General features: G+C 55.0%; 11 protein-coding genes. 3 read left to right on the top strand and 8 right to left on the bottom strand.

From position 1 onward, the window contains the following. Positions 1-23 precede the first annotated feature (23 nt). The gene (locus SERS4_RS0112840) at positions 24-1460 is read left to right on the top strand and encodes an MFS transporter (protein ID WP_017892796.1); all 1437 of its coding nucleotides are present in this window, start codon (positions 24-26) and stop codon (positions 1458-1460) included. A gap of 64 nt (positions 1461-1524) precedes the next feature. Here SERS4_RS0112840 and SERS4_RS0112845 read toward each other — a convergent pair whose 3' ends face one another. Together SERS4_RS0112845 and SERS4_RS0112850 are read right to left on the bottom strand one after the other, a co-directional pair. Continuing rightward, positions 1525-2772 carry an LVIVD repeat-containing protein gene (locus tag SERS4_RS0112845; RefSeq protein WP_017892797.1) on the bottom strand — a complete coding sequence of 416 codons (1248 nt, stop codon included), beginning with the start codon at positions 2770-2772 and terminating at the stop codon, positions 1525-1527. 12 nt (positions 2773-2784) lie between these two features. Then, entirely contained in the window at positions 2785-3858 is a 1074-nt protein-coding gene (locus tag SERS4_RS0112850) for a sugar ABC transporter substrate-binding protein (RefSeq protein ID WP_017892798.1), read from the bottom strand. Positions 3859-4081: 223 nt separating this feature from the next. Between SERS4_RS0112850 and SERS4_RS0112855 the strand changes: the two genes are divergently transcribed. Then, positions 4082-5170 (top strand): oxidoreductase, encoded by a 1089-nt coding sequence (locus tag SERS4_RS0112855; protein WP_017892799.1) that lies wholly within the window; start codon positions 4082-4084, stop codon positions 5168-5170. Positions 5171-5212: 42 nt separating this feature from the next. Here the strand turns inward: SERS4_RS0112855 and SERS4_RS0112860 are convergent, their stop codons facing one another. Continuing rightward, positions 5213-6232, bottom strand: a complete 1020-nt coding sequence (locus tag SERS4_RS0112860) for an SDR family oxidoreductase (RefSeq protein ID WP_017892800.1) — start codon at positions 6230-6232, stop codon at positions 5213-5215. Between the two features lie 124 nt (positions 6233-6356). Here SERS4_RS0112860 and SERS4_RS0112865 point away from each other — a divergent pair, with 124 nt between their 5' ends. Beyond that, positions 6357-6974 (top strand): TetR/AcrR family transcriptional regulator, encoded by a 618-nt coding sequence (locus SERS4_RS0112865; protein ID WP_017892801.1) that lies wholly within the window; start codon positions 6357-6359, stop codon positions 6972-6974. Between the two features lie 7 nt (positions 6975-6981). Here SERS4_RS0112865 and SERS4_RS0112870 read toward each other — a convergent pair whose 3' ends face one another. The 5 genes from SERS4_RS0112870 to SERS4_RS0112890 form a co-directional block, all read right to left on the bottom strand. After that, positions 6982-8403: a hypothetical protein gene (locus SERS4_RS0112870; protein ID WP_012145102.1), complete on the bottom strand. Its 1422-nt coding sequence runs from the start codon at positions 8401-8403 to the stop codon at positions 6982-6984. Beyond that, the gene (locus tag SERS4_RS0112875) at positions 8384-10300 is read right to left on the bottom strand and encodes a hypothetical protein (RefSeq protein ID WP_017892802.1); all 1917 of its coding nucleotides are present in this window, start codon (positions 10298-10300) and stop codon (positions 8384-8386) included. Before SERS4_RS0112875 ends, SERS4_RS0112870 begins: the two co-directional genes overlap by 20 nt. Before the next feature lie 10 nt (positions 10301-10310). Further along, the gene (locus SERS4_RS0112880) at positions 10311-11975 is read right to left on the bottom strand and encodes a hypothetical protein (protein WP_017892803.1); all 1665 of its coding nucleotides are present in this window, start codon (positions 11973-11975) and stop codon (positions 10311-10313) included. 9 nt (positions 11976-11984) lie between these two features. After that, positions 11985-13820 (bottom strand): hypothetical protein, encoded by a 1836-nt coding sequence (locus tag SERS4_RS0112885; RefSeq protein WP_017892804.1) that lies wholly within the window; start codon positions 13818-13820, stop codon positions 11985-11987. Between the two features lie 65 nt (positions 13821-13885). Continuing rightward, positions 13886-16027: a hypothetical protein gene (locus SERS4_RS0112890; protein WP_017892805.1), complete on the bottom strand. Its 2142-nt coding sequence runs from the start codon at positions 16025-16027 to the stop codon at positions 13886-13888. Positions 16028-16043: the final 16 nt, after the last annotated feature.

Consider the following 16043-nt stretch of genomic DNA (forward strand, 5'->3'; position numbering starts at 1 on the left):
CAGGTTCTTTCAGGAGTCAGACTATGAAGCCAATTACTCAGCATACCGCCCCCAGCCCCCATATCGGTGGGATCCTCGCCAGCCTTTCCTTGTCCATGCTGGTTTCCTCACTGGGTGCCAGTATCGCCAACATCGGTTTGCCCTCGCTGGCGCTGGCGTTTAACACCTCGTTTCAGGCGGTGCAGTGGGTAATGATCGTCTATCTGCTGACCATTACCACCTCCATCATCGCGGTCGGGCGTCTGGGCGACCGCATTGGCCGACGTCGCCTGTTGCTGCTGGGGATTGGCCTGTTCAGCGTCGCTTCCGCACTCTGTGCCATGGCACCTGATATCTGGCTGCTGCTCTCCGCCCGTATTGCACAAGGGCTGGGAGCGGCAGTGATGATGGCGATGACCATGGCGCTGGTCGGTGAGACGTTGGGGAAAGAAAATACCGGCCGTGCCATGGGGCTGCTTGGCAGCATGTCGGCGATTGGCACGGCGCTGGGCCCTTCGCTTGGTGGCGCATTGATTTTTGGTTTTGGCTGGCGTGCGGTGTTTTTGGTTACCTTTCCGCTGGGCCTGCTGGCCTTGCTGCTGGCTTACCGTTATCTGCCGCACGGTCGGCCGCAACCGCAATCGGAGAGCGGCAGGTTTGATTTACCCGGCACTTTGCTGCTTGGTGTGACACTGGCCTGCTATGCACTGTCGATGACGCTGGGGCATGGTGATTTCGGTGCCATCAATTTGCTGTTGTTGCTGTGCGCGGGGCTGGGGATCGGACTGTTTGTGCGGCTGGAAAATACCACGGCATCGCCTTTGATACAGCCGGCACTGTTCCGCCAGCCAGGGCTGAGCAGTGGGTTAATGATGAGCGCACTGGTGATGACGGTGATGATGACGTCGCTGGTAGTGGGACCGTTTTACCTGACGCGCGGTTTGGGCTTGACGGTGGGACAGGCCGGGTTGGCGATGTCAGCCGGGCCGCTGGTGGCCGCTTTGTTCGGTGTGCCTGCCGGCCGACTGGTGGATCGCCTGGGAGCGGCAAGAACAACTGCCGTGGGGCTGGCGATCATGGTCGTCGGCGCGGGAGTAATGTCGATGATGTCAATCAGGCAGGGTGTTTTCGGCTACGTGGCCCCTCTTTGCCTGATTACCCTGGGTTACTCGCTATTTCAGGTGGCCAATAATACCGCGCTGATGAAGCATGCGGCCCCTGAGCAGCGCGGAGTGATCTCCGGCATGATCAATCTCTCACGCAATCTGGGTTTGATCACCGGTGCTTCCGCCATGGGCGCGTTGTTTATGCTGGCGGCGAACGCCGACGATATCAAATTGGCGACCGCAGAGGCGATATCCAATGGCATGCGAGTGACCTATCTGGCGGCTGGCGTATTGGTGGCCATTGCGCTGGTAATGACCATCAGGAGCCGTGCCGCCATTAAACGCGACGCTGATTACAGCAGGTCACCCCGGTAGGCGATATGGATCAACGTGCGGCGGGGTCGGGCGTTGTTTTAACCCTGGCGGCAACGAAATGTATTCAACCCAAATATTCGATAATCGACAAACCACCGTTGTAATCCGTGCTGTAGATAATCCCTTGTGCGTCGACAAACACGTCGCAGGACTGGATCACCCGTGGTCGGTCAGGGCGTTTATCCATCATCCTTTCCGGTGCAGCGGGCACCAACGCGCCGGTTTCTTTTGGCTGATACGGGTTGCTGATGTCGTAGGCGCGGACACCGGCATTTTGGTAGGTAGCGAAAATGAGCGTTGAGCTGACAAAGCTGCCGGGGCGATTCTCATGCAGATTATGCGGGCCGAAGTGCGCGCCTTTACTGACATAGTCGCGCTCATCCGGTTGCGGAAAAGTGGCGATGCTCACCGGGTTGGCCGGTTGGCGAATATCAAACAGCCAAATCAGCTTTTCGCCGTCCTGCTGATTGTCGAGTACCGCCTCATCCAGCACCACCAGCAGATCCCGATCCGGCAGCGGTAGTGCGGTGTGGGTGCCGCCGCCAAACGGCGGGCTCCAGTTGCGATGGGCAATTAACTGCGGTTGGCTGCGATCGTTAATGTCCAACAGGGTTAACCCACCGTCACGCCAACTGGCATAGGCGGTGTCGCCGCTGATAATCGCATGGTGCAGGGCGTAGCGTTTGCCTTCCGGCCAGTTGGGCGTTTCCCCCCCGGCGCTGTGCATGCCTGGCAGCCACCAGCGTCCGGCGATCTGCGGATTACGTGGATCGGCCAAATCGACGGTCAGAAAAATGTAATCGCTGTAGCCGTCAATCAGGGCGGAAACATAGGCCCAGCGGCCACCGACATACCAGATGCGGTGGACACCGATCCCCTCCAGCGCCAAAAAACCGATCTCTTGCGGCTGGTCCGGCGTTGAAATATCGAAAATGCGCACCCCGGCGCTCCAGCCGCGGGCATCATTGCCTGACACCGTCTGGCTGATGGCTCGGGTGTAGTAGACCTTTTCATCGGCAAAACGGGTGTCGGCAAACAGATCGCGGGCGTTGATCACCAGCAACAAATCATCATGCGCCTGCAAATGTACGTTCCAGGTGCCCGGTGGCGCGGGGAAAAAACCGGCAGCGCGCGGATTTTTCACGTCACGCACGTCGACGATAGAAAACCCCTGCGAAACCATATGCCCGACATAGGCATAGCCTCGGTGAACTATAACCTGCACACCGTCAGGCTTACCGCCCTGATCGCTGTGACCGATCAGCCGCATGTTGCGGCTGTATTCGGGTTGGGGAAGCGCTGGCGATGCCATTATCATCGCTCCTTATTTTTTAGCCTGTTGCGCTTCAAGCGTGGCGAACCACGGCGCAATAAAATCGTCCGATTTGCCCCAGCCAGGAATGACTTTTACCAAAGAAGCGACATTGGTGGCCTCCGGGTGGCTGAGCAACAGGTCTTGCGGGATGGCGGCGGCTTTAAATTCATAGGTTGCCGGGGTTTTCTCACCGGCAATCTTATTGGCGACCAAACGCAGGTTAACGGCGCCAATCAGCTTGGGATCTACGGCCACACTGAGTTTCCAGGCGCTGCCCTTGGCACGCATTAGCGCCAAATCCTGGTTAGAGATATCAATGCTGTAGAGTTTGATTTCGGTGCGGCCATTTTCCTGCAGGGCTTTATAAGCCCCCTGGCTGAAGGCATCCCAGGTTCCCCAGATAGCGTCGATTTTACCCTTTGGATATTTGGCCAGAATAGCGCCGATCTTGTTGGCCGTGTCGCCTTGTACGTCGGAGGATACCGCGCCGATTGACTCCAGCTCTTTGATGCCGGGCTGATCTTTCAGCAGTTTCTGATACTGCGCCTGACGCCGCTCCATCGGTGGGAAACCCGCCACCCATAGCTTGACGATATTGGCTTTGCCGTCGAAGTCTTTCACCAGTTGGCCGAATGAAAGATCGGTCAACGAAGCATCATCCTGTTGGCTGACGGTAACGCCTGGGATCTCGCCCTGTACTGCGGTATCAAAGGCCGCAACCGCAATGCCGCTGTCGGCAATGCGTTTCAGCAGGGCGGTGGAATAGGGATCGCGCCCCTGGGACAGAATAATGCCGTCGTACTTCTGGCTGATAGCCTGATTAACGAAATCCTGGAACTTGGCGTCGTCACCGTTTGTCAGGAAGGTATTGACCTGGAAACCCAATTTGCGGCCTTCCTGCACCGCCCCGGAGACAAACTGCGTGGTATTGTCGTCTGAACCCAGATTGCGGATCACCGCGATGCGGATTGGCCCCTGATGATTGGCGATCGCCGCCGGGACGGGGGCGGTTGTTGAGGCGGAGAACGCGGGAAACACGGCGAACAGGCTTAACGCCAGTAATGAGGTGTTGAACAGTTTCATTAAGTTTTACCCTGCATGGTTAAGCATCATTAAAAAACGGGAGGACAATTCATCGTCACCATTGGGATGGTTGTTTATTCAAAGAATGAATTGAAGCCGTCAGTTTCCACGCGGGCTGAACGGATGACAATGAACGAAAAATCATAAGCTAATGCTAAAGAGTATTAGGCAACGCTAAACTCGCCTTTATGATGGCAAGATCAGACAAAATAAGGACTTGAACATGAGTGATAGCCACATTCGCGTGGTCGCCGGCCCCGCCAACTATTTTGCTTACCCCGGGGCCATTGACCAACTGACGCAATTTTATTCCCCGCAACAGCTGAACAACGCGCTGTGGTTGTATGGCGAACGTGCGCTGGCCGCGGCCAAACCCTGGCTGCCAGCGGTGTTTGATGCCGTCGATGCCCGTCGGGTGTTGTTTAACAGCCACTGCAGTGAAAGCACGGTACAAGACATCGTGCGTCAGGCGGGAACAGACCGGCAGGTGGTGATTGGCGTTGGCGGCGGTGCGGTGCTGGACACCGCCAAGGTGGTGGCGCGTCGGCTGGGATTGCCGTTGGTGGCGATCCCGACCATTGCCGCGACCTGTGCCGCCTGGACGCCGCTTTCGGTCTGGTATAACGATCAGGGGCAGGCCCTGCGCTATGAGATCTTCGACGATGCCAATCATCTGGTGTTGGTGGAGCCGGAAATTATCCTGCGTGCGCCAAAAGAGTATTTGCTGGCCGGTATCGGCGACACCCTGGCGAAATGGTACGAAGCCGTGGTACTCAGTCCACAACCGGAACGTTTGCCGCTCACCGTCCAGCTGGGTCTTAATACCGCGCTGACGCTGCGCGATGTATTGCTCAACGAAAGCGAAGCGGCGCTAAAAGCCCAGGCAGAAGGGCAATCGAGTCAGGCTTTCCTTAATGTGCTGGAGGCGATTATTGCCGGCGGCGGTTTGGTGGGCGGACTGGGCGATCGTTATACCCGCATCGCCGCGGCGCATTCGGTGCATAACGGCCTGACCGCATTGCCGCAGACCGATGCCTTCCTGCATGGCACCAAAGTCGCGTATGGCATTTTGGTGCAAAGCGCGTTGTTGGGGCAGACGGAAACCGTGGCGCAGTTGAAAGCGCTTTATCACCGTCTGGATTTGCCGGTGAGTCTGGCTGCCTTGAAGGTGGATATTCACGATGAGGAGCAAATCAAACGGTTGATTGAGCGTACCCTGCAAGCGGGAGAGTCGATTCATCTGCTGCCGCTGGCGCTTAACGAAACCACATTGCGCTCGGCCCTGGGCTATGTGGAGTCGCAGACGGCGTAACTGACAACGGCTGGGGAACCCTGTTTCCCCTTGCCCGGGGGATTAGGTTGGCCTGTTATTACGCAGCCAGGCAACGGTATCCTGAAGCGTTTGTTCCAGTGGTCGGAATGTCAGCCCCAGGTCACGTTCACTTTTGGCGTGATTGAAATGAGAACGGTTGGCCTCTTTTACCATCAGACGCACCGTGGCCAGGCTGAGCAACACCGGTTTGCCACTGAGGCGGGCGTAGGCCTCCTGTAGCGTCGCCAACAGGTAGAGAAATGGCAGTGGCAACGTGCGGGTGGGAGTTTTGACACCGGCAATACTCCCCAGCATGGGGACCAACTGCTGCATGGTCATGTGTTGTCCTGCGGCCAAATAACGCTCACCTCCTTGGCCTCGCTCTGCCGCCAGTATCATGGCCAGTGCCACATCTCGTGCATCAACCACAGAAAAACTGCCGGTCACCAGTCCCGGTAATTTCCCCTGCATCACGTCATTGGCCAACTGACCGGAAGAGGTGGGGCCAAGATCGCCCGGCCCCCACATCCAGCCCGGCAAGATCAGGCTGCCGTTCATTTCTGGATGCTGCCGCAGGAATTCCAAAACCACGTCATCCGCCAGTATTTTACTGTGGTAGTAATCGTCGGCATCTTCGGGCCGCCGTAAACAGGTTTCATCGATCGACTGGCCCGGTTCGCCGTTGAGCACGGCGATAGATGAGGTATGGATAAAACGACGTAACCCTGCATGGTAAGCCTGTTCCAGCAGATGTCTGGTACCCTCGACGTTGATGGCTTTCAGCTTCGGCCAATGGCTACCGCCCTTGTAATTATCACGGAAGTAGGCCGCGGTATGGAACAAGATGTCGCAGCCTTGCAGGTGTTCAGCGAAGGCGGCGACGTCAGCCATATCGCCTGCGATTAATTCAACGCCTTCAATCTCCCCGAACTGCTGGCGACCTTTTTCCATGAAACGAACCAGAGCTTTGACCCTGGCACCCCGAGAGATCAACTCACGCACCAGATTATTACCGAGCAGACCGGTCGCGCCGGTGACAAATGCCGTTTCTATTTTCATCATGATTAACATCTTAAGTGAATTTCAAAGTTCAAGTGATATCCAAATCTAGTTGTAGAGGTTTAAAATATCAAGTGATATCTTGAATGCTTATAGAGTAGTGACAATCCGCGTAAAGTTGATACAGATGAAAACGATAAAAAAACGATTAACCCGTGAGGAGAGCCAACATCAGACCAGAGAACGGCTGATTGAAACCGCTCGCCAATTATTTATTGTCGGTGGTTATGACGGCACTTCGATTCGTGATATTGCCAGCGAGGCTGGCTATTCACAGGGGGCGTTCTATTCCAATTTCGCCTCCAAGGAGGATCTGCTGTTGCAACTGTTGCAGCGGCATATGGAAACCGAGGCGGCACAGCTCACCCGCCTGACCCAGAGTGATATGGGCAGTCCGGAGCAGGTCGTTGCGGCGCTGGAGACCTGGTCGGCGACCCTGAATCTGGAGGTGGACTGGTGCATGCTGTCGATAGAGCTGCAACTGCATGCGCAGCGCAGCCCGGCCTTCGCCATCGAGTATCAAAGGGTCTGGGATACTCATCAGGCAAAAATTGGCGTGGTGATAGCCTCGCTGTTTCAGCAGCTGGGTAAGACGCCGCCCGCGGAACCCCATGAGCTGGCGGCGGCATTCATGGCGATGGCGCACGGGTTGGCTTTGCAACGTACCCATGGGGGGGCTGATCCCTCGGGCCGGTTGATTATGTTGTTTTTGCGCAGTCTGCTGTGGATGCCAACAGCAGACTGAGCGCTCTTCACGGCACGTAAATGATCTCAAAGCTGGAGGTTTTATCGTAGTAGGGCGTCATGCCGCCATCGACGTAGAAAACCTGCAGGTCGTAATGATAAATCAGCTTTTTATCCGGGTTGAGGATCAGATCCAATGCCGAGACCTTGACCGTGACGTCATGATTAGGGTGCTCCCTGTTTAACTCAACGGTTTGGTTATCGATATTCACCAAAATGCGTTTGATAGGTCGCGGCCCAGAGGGATCGTAAGCTCCGCTGTCGCTTCTGAATTCAATGGTTTTGTAGATGTCGACCGGTGCCGTCTGTTTGATAAAGTCACGTACCTTACTCTGATATTTGGCATCCAGCGCCAGTATCACCGGCAGGTTATCCGGGTTAAAACCGATAAACTGCACCGCCAGATAGCCTTTCAGCAACAGGTTTTGCGGCGAACGATCGAATAACGCGTCCCAGATCAACGCGAACTGCTGGGCGGGCAGCGTGAATGAATCGACTATGCCGCTTTGCAGGTTGATCAGCGCATTTTTCTCCTCGGTTTTGCCTTCGGGTAACGCCAACTGCAACACCAGTGAGTCTGCATTGGCGAAGGGCGCCAGCCGGGCGTCCGGCTGCATTTGTGAAAACTGTGCAGTGGCATCGGCAATACGGCCCTGGTTCACCTTGGGCGACAGGAAGTAGTCAAAGGTCACTTTGATATCCCCCAACGAGGTAGCGTGATCGTCGGCGGAGAAGGATATCGACAGCATTGGCTTGCCATCGGTATCCGTGCCCAGCAGGAAGGTATCCGGCAGGTAATAAAGGTAATTCTTGCGCACGTAGTCCTGATAGTAGTTATACCAGAGTTGCTGGTACTGCAATGGCGTGAGGATCAGCTGCAGGCGCGGCGGTGGCGGCACAATGCCCTGATAAATATACGGATAATAGTTTTCGGCAAAATAGAATACTTTTGGGTCGGTGACGGTGTTGGTGAGGCCGTGCTCGGTTTTGACTGCCACCACCAGCGTGGTTTGCGCATCGTAATCCGACAAGGCCTGCAGCAAGGCGTCGCGTTGCTCCAGCTTGTACAGATCCAGCTGTGCCTGATAGCGATTCTCCTGTGGGGTCAGCAATACCTGGTCAAAAATCATCTCTTCGACGCTGCCAAAGCGGGTGTAGCTCAGCACCACATAGGGAATTTGCGGGATAGAGTGATTCAGGGCAAAGTCCAGTTGCATGCGCCAACTGGTGCCGTCGGTGCTGGTGGCAATCTGGTAGCGGGTTTCCCCTGAAACGATTTCGGTGCAGACCTCCGCGGTCAGGTCATCCTCTCGCATTGGCGCTGCCGCCCGGTAGCGTAGCTGTTTGCCCTCAACGTCAGGAAATTGCTCACGGGCATTGAGCAGAATAATTTGGTTCAGTGTCACCAGGTCATTGAGAAAGGTATTCATGGCTATCCTCAGTGGGTTCGGTTTGGGCCAGAGTTCTGAATTGGTTCAGGCAGGAGGAGGTCCAGAGAAAGCGCCCGTCGTGCCGACGGTACAGCGGGCTTTCCAACTGGCCGGCGGGCCACTGCCAGTGGGCCAATGCGTCAATCAGCGGCGTGAGTTGCGGGATCCCCGCCAGCCTGGCGTACTCCAGGGCAATGCGCCATTCGTTGGGGTGAGCGTAATAGGGCGTTAGCGAACTGAGCCGATCGTAACGGTGGTCACTCCACTGCAGCGCCTGATTCAGCATCTGAATAATGCGTCGGTAAGCCGGTAATACGGCGTTGCTGTCGCTCACCAGGGCGTGGAGTAGGATCAGCGCGTTGGTGTTCACGCAGCAATCCAACTGACGGATGTCATTGTCATCTTTCATCCAGGTGTGAAAACTTTGGCACTCCGCCCATTGGTGCTGCTCGGCGGCCTGACGGGGATCGACCCGGCGTAGCTGATAGCCGTTCATGTGCGAAATCGTCTCCCCGACCTGTGACAGTGAAATGCGCCCAAACTTGTACAGCAATTCGGTGATAATCGCGGTGTCGTCAATGTCGGCGCAGATACTCTGGTTCGCCATCCATTGCGGATGGGCAGTACGCGGCCAAAAGCTGAAATGGCACGGGCGGGTTTCACAGGCGATTAAAAAATCGAGCGCTTTCTCGATATAAGGCTCGGTCTGCGGGGTGTGATCCAGGGTGCGTAGCACCTGCGCGGTCACAAAGGCGTTTTCATCCAGATGCCAGCGTCCGTCCGGGGTTCTGACATGGGCGGCAAAGGCTCCGCTGGCACACTGTTGACTCAGTAATGCGCTTAAACTGGCACCCTCATTATTATTGCTGGCGGATGAAATCGGTTGCTGCGGCTGCACTTCGAAGTGGGTATTTTGCGGGCTGAAAGTACAGCTGATGGCATGACGGCCCTGCATATCCACCGAAAAACCCACCACGTTGAATTGCAGGGGAACCTGCGCGGTCATGACGCCTTGCAACAAGGGCATGGCTTGGCCACTTTGCGTCAACAAGGCTTGTACCGCGGGGAACACCCGCAGGTTATCACCAAAGAAACTGGCCGCCATGGAAAACAGCGTGAAGCTTTCCAGTTCACCTCCGGGGCCATAGACCAGGCTAAAACCGTAGGTGGTGGGTGGAAAACCTTCGCGACTCAGAGTTTGTTGCCGGGCGCGCTCCAGCAGGGGTGCCAACGCCGGAAATAGCCCTTCACAGTCAAAAAAGGCCATGACTGCCGCAATATCAGCCTCAGTGATTAGCGCACTGTGCCACTGAAAGTAATATTCACGCGGCGAGTCGACCTGTTGTGGGTAATAACCCAGCATCAGTAGTGACAAACCGGCCTGCTGGCAGGCCGCGGCAGGGTAATCAGGCCAGACCACCTCCACCGCACCGTCGGGCGGTACCTCGGAGTAGACCTTGGTTTTAACCGTCTCCGGGCTATATTTGCGTCCCAGCCAAGAGCCAAACCGCAGGGGGTGGACCGCCTGGCGCTGCATCTGGCTGACGCTGGCCAAACAGGCCTCTGCATCGTCCTGCGCGGGTGAATCCGTGATCTGTTGGTAGTGCCGATAAAAAGCCTCGATCCCACGATTTTCGGCATAGCGTGGCAAAAAAGGGTCCAGCGTGCAGGAAAGTGCCTGCGGTTTTGACGATGAGACGGTGAACTCCAGCGGACAGCCGTTATACCCCAACAGGCTGGTGTTAAAGGCCGCGGACAAGCAGCCTGAAGCCTGGCGTGCCTGGCTAAAACGGGTGATTTCGGGCACCAGTGAGCGGCGTAAATAGGGCGCCTCTTGACACAGGGCGCTTACCAGGGCGTTCCATGCCGCTGGTAATATCGTATTGCGTTCGGCCATCGTCAATGACCTATGCCACGGCAGGAATAACAATGGCCGGCGGATTCTCGCTGCCATCACGCGTGACGCTGTCACCACCGACCAGCAGATAAGTGATTTTGTAATCGACCGTCCAGGGCTGCTCGGTCAGACAGCGATACTTAAAGGTCTGTTCCTCGGTTTTATCCGGATTAAACGAGTATTTCTTGATTTTTCGGCTCTTTTTGTCGTCCAGGTAGGTCAGTTCGACGATCACCTGGTTGTAATTCTCCCAGGAGAATTTTCGGTCGAGGAAGATGGAGATCTCGTTGAAGGTCAGCACCGCGCCGGGATCCAAATTCAGCAGGGTCGAAGCCGAAACCGACCGCGGCTGGTAGCTGCTGCTGCCTTCCCAGCCGGTGGTGGCTGCAGACTTGAAGGCATACTCGCTGTGGATCACAAAGCGTTCATTGATATCCGGGCTGCGGGAGATGACCTTGCCCCATTTCTCATCATCAGCCGTGAACGCCTCGGTCGGCGTATAAATCTGTTTGTTATATTCGATTTTGAAGGTAGCGGCCTTAATGCCGTATTCGGCAAAACCGTCCGGCCCCAGCACGGTAAAGTCGATTTTCTGGAAGAAGGGATCGTTAACGTTAACTTCAATAAAATAAGGCGGCTCTTTTTTGGCACGCAGAATGTCGCTGCCGATAAAGTTTTGCGGCACCGCCGACTGACTGAGGGCTTTTGATGAGGTGTAGTTGAAGTTCAGGCTTTTGGTTTCTTCGATGCGCACCAGTTTTATTTCCAGCGAGGCGCTGGGGAACAGCCCGCCTTTGCCGCCTTCTTCGCCGTCTTCTTTGCCGCTGGCGAGCAGAGACTCCAGGATGGAGTCGCTGGCTGATTTGGCCTGGGTATTGCTGTCATCATTGGGTTTGAGCGATGCGGTGAAGAAGCTTTTCAGGATCTCCTCTTTGACAAACTGCAGCGCCCATTCTTTCTCTTTGGCTTCCTCCTCGCTCGGCATGCTCTCGGTGACCTTGATGATCAACTTCTGATCCTGCTGCAGTTTTTTGATTACGCTGTCAAAGCCCAGCCAAAAACTGGCCGGGGTTTCCACCGGGATCGGGATATTGGCGCCAAATTTAACATCGAACTCTTTGTAGATGCTTTCAAACTTGGCCTCGACTTCAACTTTTAACGCCGGGGTGATACCGGTAAAGCTGAGGTTATAGGCCACGGCCGCCGGTGCCTGCGCCTGGTTAAAGGCCGCCTCCAGGATCACCGCCTGCTGTGGCGTCAGTTTGGCGCTGAAAATGGCACTATTGTTGCCAAACAGGCTGGGGCACTGCGCGCTGATCAACTCACCGTTGGCATTGCTGCCGACGTCAAGCACGAAGAAATTTACCGTACCTTTGTCATACGGCACCTGAGCCTTGCGGGCGGTTTTCGGGTCAACTTTGAGTTTACGCAGGTATTCGTTAAATGCGGCGTCCAGCTCGGCGGCATCGATCGAGGTATTGACCTCGAAGTTGATGTAACCCCCTTGCTGACCGCTGCCGTCGCCGGTGTATTTGATCAATGAAAAAACGGGTTTCCCGTCTTTTTCTGCGATATGGATATCACCGGGCAAATACCAGAACTGCTTGTCATCGGAGTCGTCGGCAAAGAAGGTGATGTTGTTGATTGTGGCAGTTCTTGCTCTGAGTAATAACATGATGGTTCCTTAAATGAGGTTGGCGATATCGATATCGTCTTGAACGGTTGCGGTTTGGACGTAATCGGGCTTATCCCCGCCTTGGTCCGGTTGGTAGGTAAACCAAATCTCCAGATCGACACTACGTCGTTCGGGGTCGATTTGGTCGGCACTAAAACGCTGAGGGGCGGCATCGGCTGCGGTAAACTGAAAAATTTGCTGCAGAGGTGGGGCGTCATCGCCGGGCAAATAGGCATAATTGGCAGAAACCAGCACCGACGCCACCTGTTGCCAGTCCATGTTGGCGGCAATCATCAACACCCGCTGGTGATACAGGCTGGAGACCAGGTACACATCCTGGCTGGTCGGCTCGTTTAACAGCACGGAGATATGGGGCGAGTTAACGGCGCTGCTGTATTCCTTGGTGACGTCAAACAAATACTGATCCGGGTTGGGCAGCATCACCGGGTAGCTGTCCTGCTGCGTCGTCTGGCTAATCTGAAAGCTTTTCGTCAGGCTGGCTACCGGCTGCCCAATATGGCGGCAGCGCAGGGTGACCAACACCGACTGGTACCAACGCCAGTCGAACAGGCTGGCGGCCTCAATGACAAAATCGTAGCGGCCGTAGACCGACTCAATATCCAGATAGACATCGTTCAGTTCGGTTTGCATTACGCTGGAACTGACCGATCTCACGCCGCCCACGGCCTGATTGAGATAGACGGTGAAGCTGTATTCGACCGGCCACAGCATTTTGCCGGTTTCAGGATCGGTAATACTCGGTGACCTGAATAACTTCGGCCCGATATCGCCCAGGCGAAAGGTGTATTGCTTGCTGTCCGAGCCATAGCGCAGGCGCACCATGACCAATTGGACGTTAACGTCCAGCTCGTCTGACAGCAGGCTGACCCGAACTTCACGGTGAGCGAAAAAGTCATCCTGCAGGTCACTTTGGCTGATCACCCGGTCGGCCTGATAGTCGGTGCCGGCGACCAGTTCGGCAAACAGTGCCTGCGGATAAAGCGAACGTTTGACCACCGTAGTTTCGCTCAGCTTGCCGCTTAAACGCCGCTGATCAATATCTTCTACCGACAGTCTTTGCAGATAAAAACCGGCCCTGGGCTTGTCTTGCTGCGGCACTTCGGCAAACACCGGGGTAAAGAACTCGCCGGTCAGGATCTGCGTCAACTCGGCCACCGCCTGCTTGAAGTGCCCATCGGGGTCGGTGTCCCTGACTTTAATGGTCACCACTTTCTTGCTGATTAACTGCGATGAGGTTTCCTCGATATCGACGGAAAAAATCAGCAGATTGAAACCGACCGACTGTTGCAGAAATTGATAAACCTGATCCCAACGGGCTTCCAGCTCAAAGGTGGCTGGCGGCAACTGCAGCAGATAGTCAATTTTGTAGCTGATGGTGATGGGCGCAGTGGCGGGGGTCGCCATCAGGCTGGCCAGCAGAGCGATATCCGCGTCAGCCGGTAATTTAGCCAACAGATAGCAGTTTTGCTGGTCGCTCAGTGAGGTCTTGCTGGTTTGGCCATCGATAAAGCCGGGAATGTTCAGCGTGGCGCTGCAAGCGATCGCCTGCATGGGTAATAACACCGCGTCGCGCGGCATGTCGGGGCTGGCCGCTGCCGCCACCCGTGCCGCCTCGGGGCTGCTGGTTAACTGGGTTTGCAACGACAGCATGGCATAGTAAACCGTGGCCGGTTGGCTGCTGTTCCTGAATATCTGTAGCTGGACTGCCGGTTGGTCACCGTTAATAACGCTAATGCCCGGCGCGGCTGCGCAATAATAATAAATGGGCCTGTCCGGGTCGGCCCGGATAAAACAGATGTTTTGCACTACGACCTGAGTGTTCATAGCGACCTTCCCAATTGATGAAGGTGATCCAGGGCAAAGAAGCTTTGCCCTGGGGGCTCAACGCATCAGAAAGTCACCACCACAATGGTGCTGGTTCCTGTCACTTCCTTCTCAACGGTTTTTTCCTGGTTATCTTCGCCGTAATACACCGTAGCGACGTAATGGATCTCCACCTTGTTGTCTTTTTCAGCCTGCATCAGATTGAAGGTCAGATACTGGGTGAGAGATTTAGAATCAAACTCGGTCAGGGCAAGGGATTGGGATTGCGTAAAGTCCCATTTCGGGTAATACACCACCATTTCATAGGTGATCAGCGTGATCTCCTTCTGGCTTGGCTTGAAGATAATGGTGTACTTCTGCGCTTTCGGCAGGGCATTGGCGACCAGGATCTGGTGGCCACGGATCAGCCCATAACCCGGTAGCTGCGGGCTGGTCTCAACGCCGTCGGGGATATAGGTCAGGCTGTCACCATCCAGAGCATAGTAATCGGTGGAGAAATAAATCGGCTTATCCACATCAACACCAATCGGGTAAATAAAGGGGTGAGGAGGCGTCGACTCGCTGACTACCTGGCTGTCGGTTTTGATTTTGACGCCCTTATCCGGATCGGAATATTGCGTTTTGATCACCACCTGGCTGAAGACTTTCCATCCCATAGGATCGAGCAGCGTGGAAATGTCGGCATAAACGATGCCGCATTCGGCCACGTTGATGGAGATAACCAGATCCTGATCGCTCTGAAGTTCGCCAGAGTGATAGGGCTTGGCCTGCATGCCGGTGAAGTTGACGGTATAGGAGTATTTAAATGCCCGGCCCAGCTCGGGGTTGATAAACCATTTGCCGGTTTTCTTCGGTTCGCTGTCGCCAGGGGAAAACTGCAGAGTGCTCTGATTGTCTTTGTCGTAGATGGCGGTCACCACGATATTGGCCACGTTGTATTTCGCCAGATCCTGAGTGACAAAAAACTCGGGCTGAATGTATTGATAGAAAGGATCGTTGAGATCGTACTCTTTAAAGTAATCTTTCAGATTGTCTTCGCCGACGATGGATTGGATAGACGGCAACTGGGTCTGAGGGGCGATGGAGAAAGAGACCACCGAGTTTTCCTCATAGACGCGGGTAAAACTTTTGGTTTCGCTGAGGCTGGATTTGAATTTATCAAAGCCGTCGGCGTCGTTAAGCAATTCGAGGCTCATGTCCAGCCCGGTTTGGCTACTCAAAATCTGCTCTACCTGTTTTTGCCCCCAGGCGGTCAGCCCCTCTTTCCATTTGAGGTATTGGTCCTCGGTCATGCCCATTTCTTCGTAAGAGAGCCCGGTCTGAACATCGACCTTGATCGCGCCTTTTTCGATATATTCGCGTTCAATCTTTTTCTCATCGGCCGACCAGGTGTGGTAGGTGATGTTTTGCGTCACCGATTTGGTGATTTCACTGTCGTAGCTGACCGTAACTTTGGCCGCCGGCAGGGAGGCATCCAGACTGAAATCGAAGCGAATGCCTACGCTGGAGTTGGTATCGGTGCCTTTCAACACCTGTTCGAACAGGGTGGCGCCTTCGCCTGTGAGTGAAAGGCTGAAAACGGTGTTGTTATCCCCCAGGCCTGATGGCGACACCGTGGTGGGGATTTGGCGATAGAATTTCTCGTTGCTGTCCAGAATCAATGAAGCATGTGCCGAGGTGAGTCTTGGGACTTCCAGCTTGATTTCTATTGGCGTCAATTCAGGCACGAATTGGTCATTGCCTTGGTTGCTGTCATATAACGCGACAAATCTGGCAGCCTGATCGTCATTTAAACCGGTATTGCGCAACGCGGTATCCATGGCTGTTTTTTTGGTCGCATTTTCAGGATCGGCCACCGAGGCCTGCTCGGCTTGAACATACTTGACGATCAGGGTGGATTTGGCGATCAGCGGATCTTTAAGCTTGCCGAGCAACTCGATGCTGATCTTTTTCTTCATCTCCGAATCAGGCTGCGGCAGCATTACGGTAAATTGCGCATAGCCGCCCTGTGTGTCTTCACTACGATACTTGTAGAACATGAAATAGGGGCTTTTGGTATCCCTGGCGACAAACACCGGGATCTCCGGCACCACATAGTAAATATTCTTATCAATGCTGTCGCCATAACAGGTAAAGGCATATTCCTTAATACCCAGATACTTATCCGTGGCGATCTTGACCGATTGCTGCAAAGCGGTGGTTAACATAGGGCGTTCCTCTTGT

The organism is Serratia sp. S4, assembly GCF_000347995.1.
Taxonomy (GTDB): Bacteria; Pseudomonadota; Gammaproteobacteria; order Enterobacterales; family Enterobacteriaceae; genus Serratia; species Serratia quinivorans.

What these genes read in the sequence shown, in the direction of transcription:
- SERS4_RS0112840 (WP_017892796.1), top strand. Translation starts at nt 24, where the DNA reads ATGAAGCCAATTACTCAGCATACCGCCCCCAGCCCCCATATCGGTGGG.
- SERS4_RS0112845 (WP_017892797.1), bottom strand. Translation starts at nt 2,772, where the DNA reads ATGGCATCGCCAGCGCTTCCCCAACCCGAATACAGCCGCAACATGCGG.
- SERS4_RS0112850 (WP_017892798.1), bottom strand. Translation starts at nt 3,858, where the DNA reads ATGAAACTGTTCAACACCTCATTACTGGCGTTAAGCCTGTTCGCCGTG.
- SERS4_RS0112855 (WP_017892799.1), top strand. Translation starts at nt 4,082, where the DNA reads ATGAGTGATAGCCACATTCGCGTGGTCGCCGGCCCCGCCAACTATTTT.
- SERS4_RS0112860 (WP_017892800.1), bottom strand. Translation starts at nt 6,232, where the DNA reads ATGATGAAAATAGAAACGGCATTTGTCACCGGCGCGACCGGTCTGCTC.
- SERS4_RS0112865 (WP_017892801.1), top strand. Translation starts at nt 6,357, where the DNA reads ATGAAAACGATAAAAAAACGATTAACCCGTGAGGAGAGCCAACATCAG.
- SERS4_RS0112870 (WP_012145102.1), bottom strand. Translation starts at nt 8,403, where the DNA reads ATGAATACCTTTCTCAATGACCTGGTGACACTGAACCAAATTATTCTG.
- SERS4_RS0112875 (WP_017892802.1), bottom strand. Translation starts at nt 10,300, where the DNA reads ATGGCCGAACGCAATACGATATTACCAGCGGCATGGAACGCCCTGGTA.
- SERS4_RS0112880 (WP_017892803.1), bottom strand. Translation starts at nt 11,975, where the DNA reads ATGTTATTACTCAGAGCAAGAACTGCCACAATCAACAACATCACCTTC.
- SERS4_RS0112885 (WP_017892804.1), bottom strand. Translation starts at nt 13,820, where the DNA reads ATGAACACTCAGGTCGTAGTGCAAAACATCTGTTTTATCCGGGCCGAC.
- SERS4_RS0112890 (WP_017892805.1), bottom strand. Translation starts at nt 16,027, where the DNA reads ATGTTAACCACCGCTTTGCAGCAATCGGTCAAGATCGCCACGGATAAG.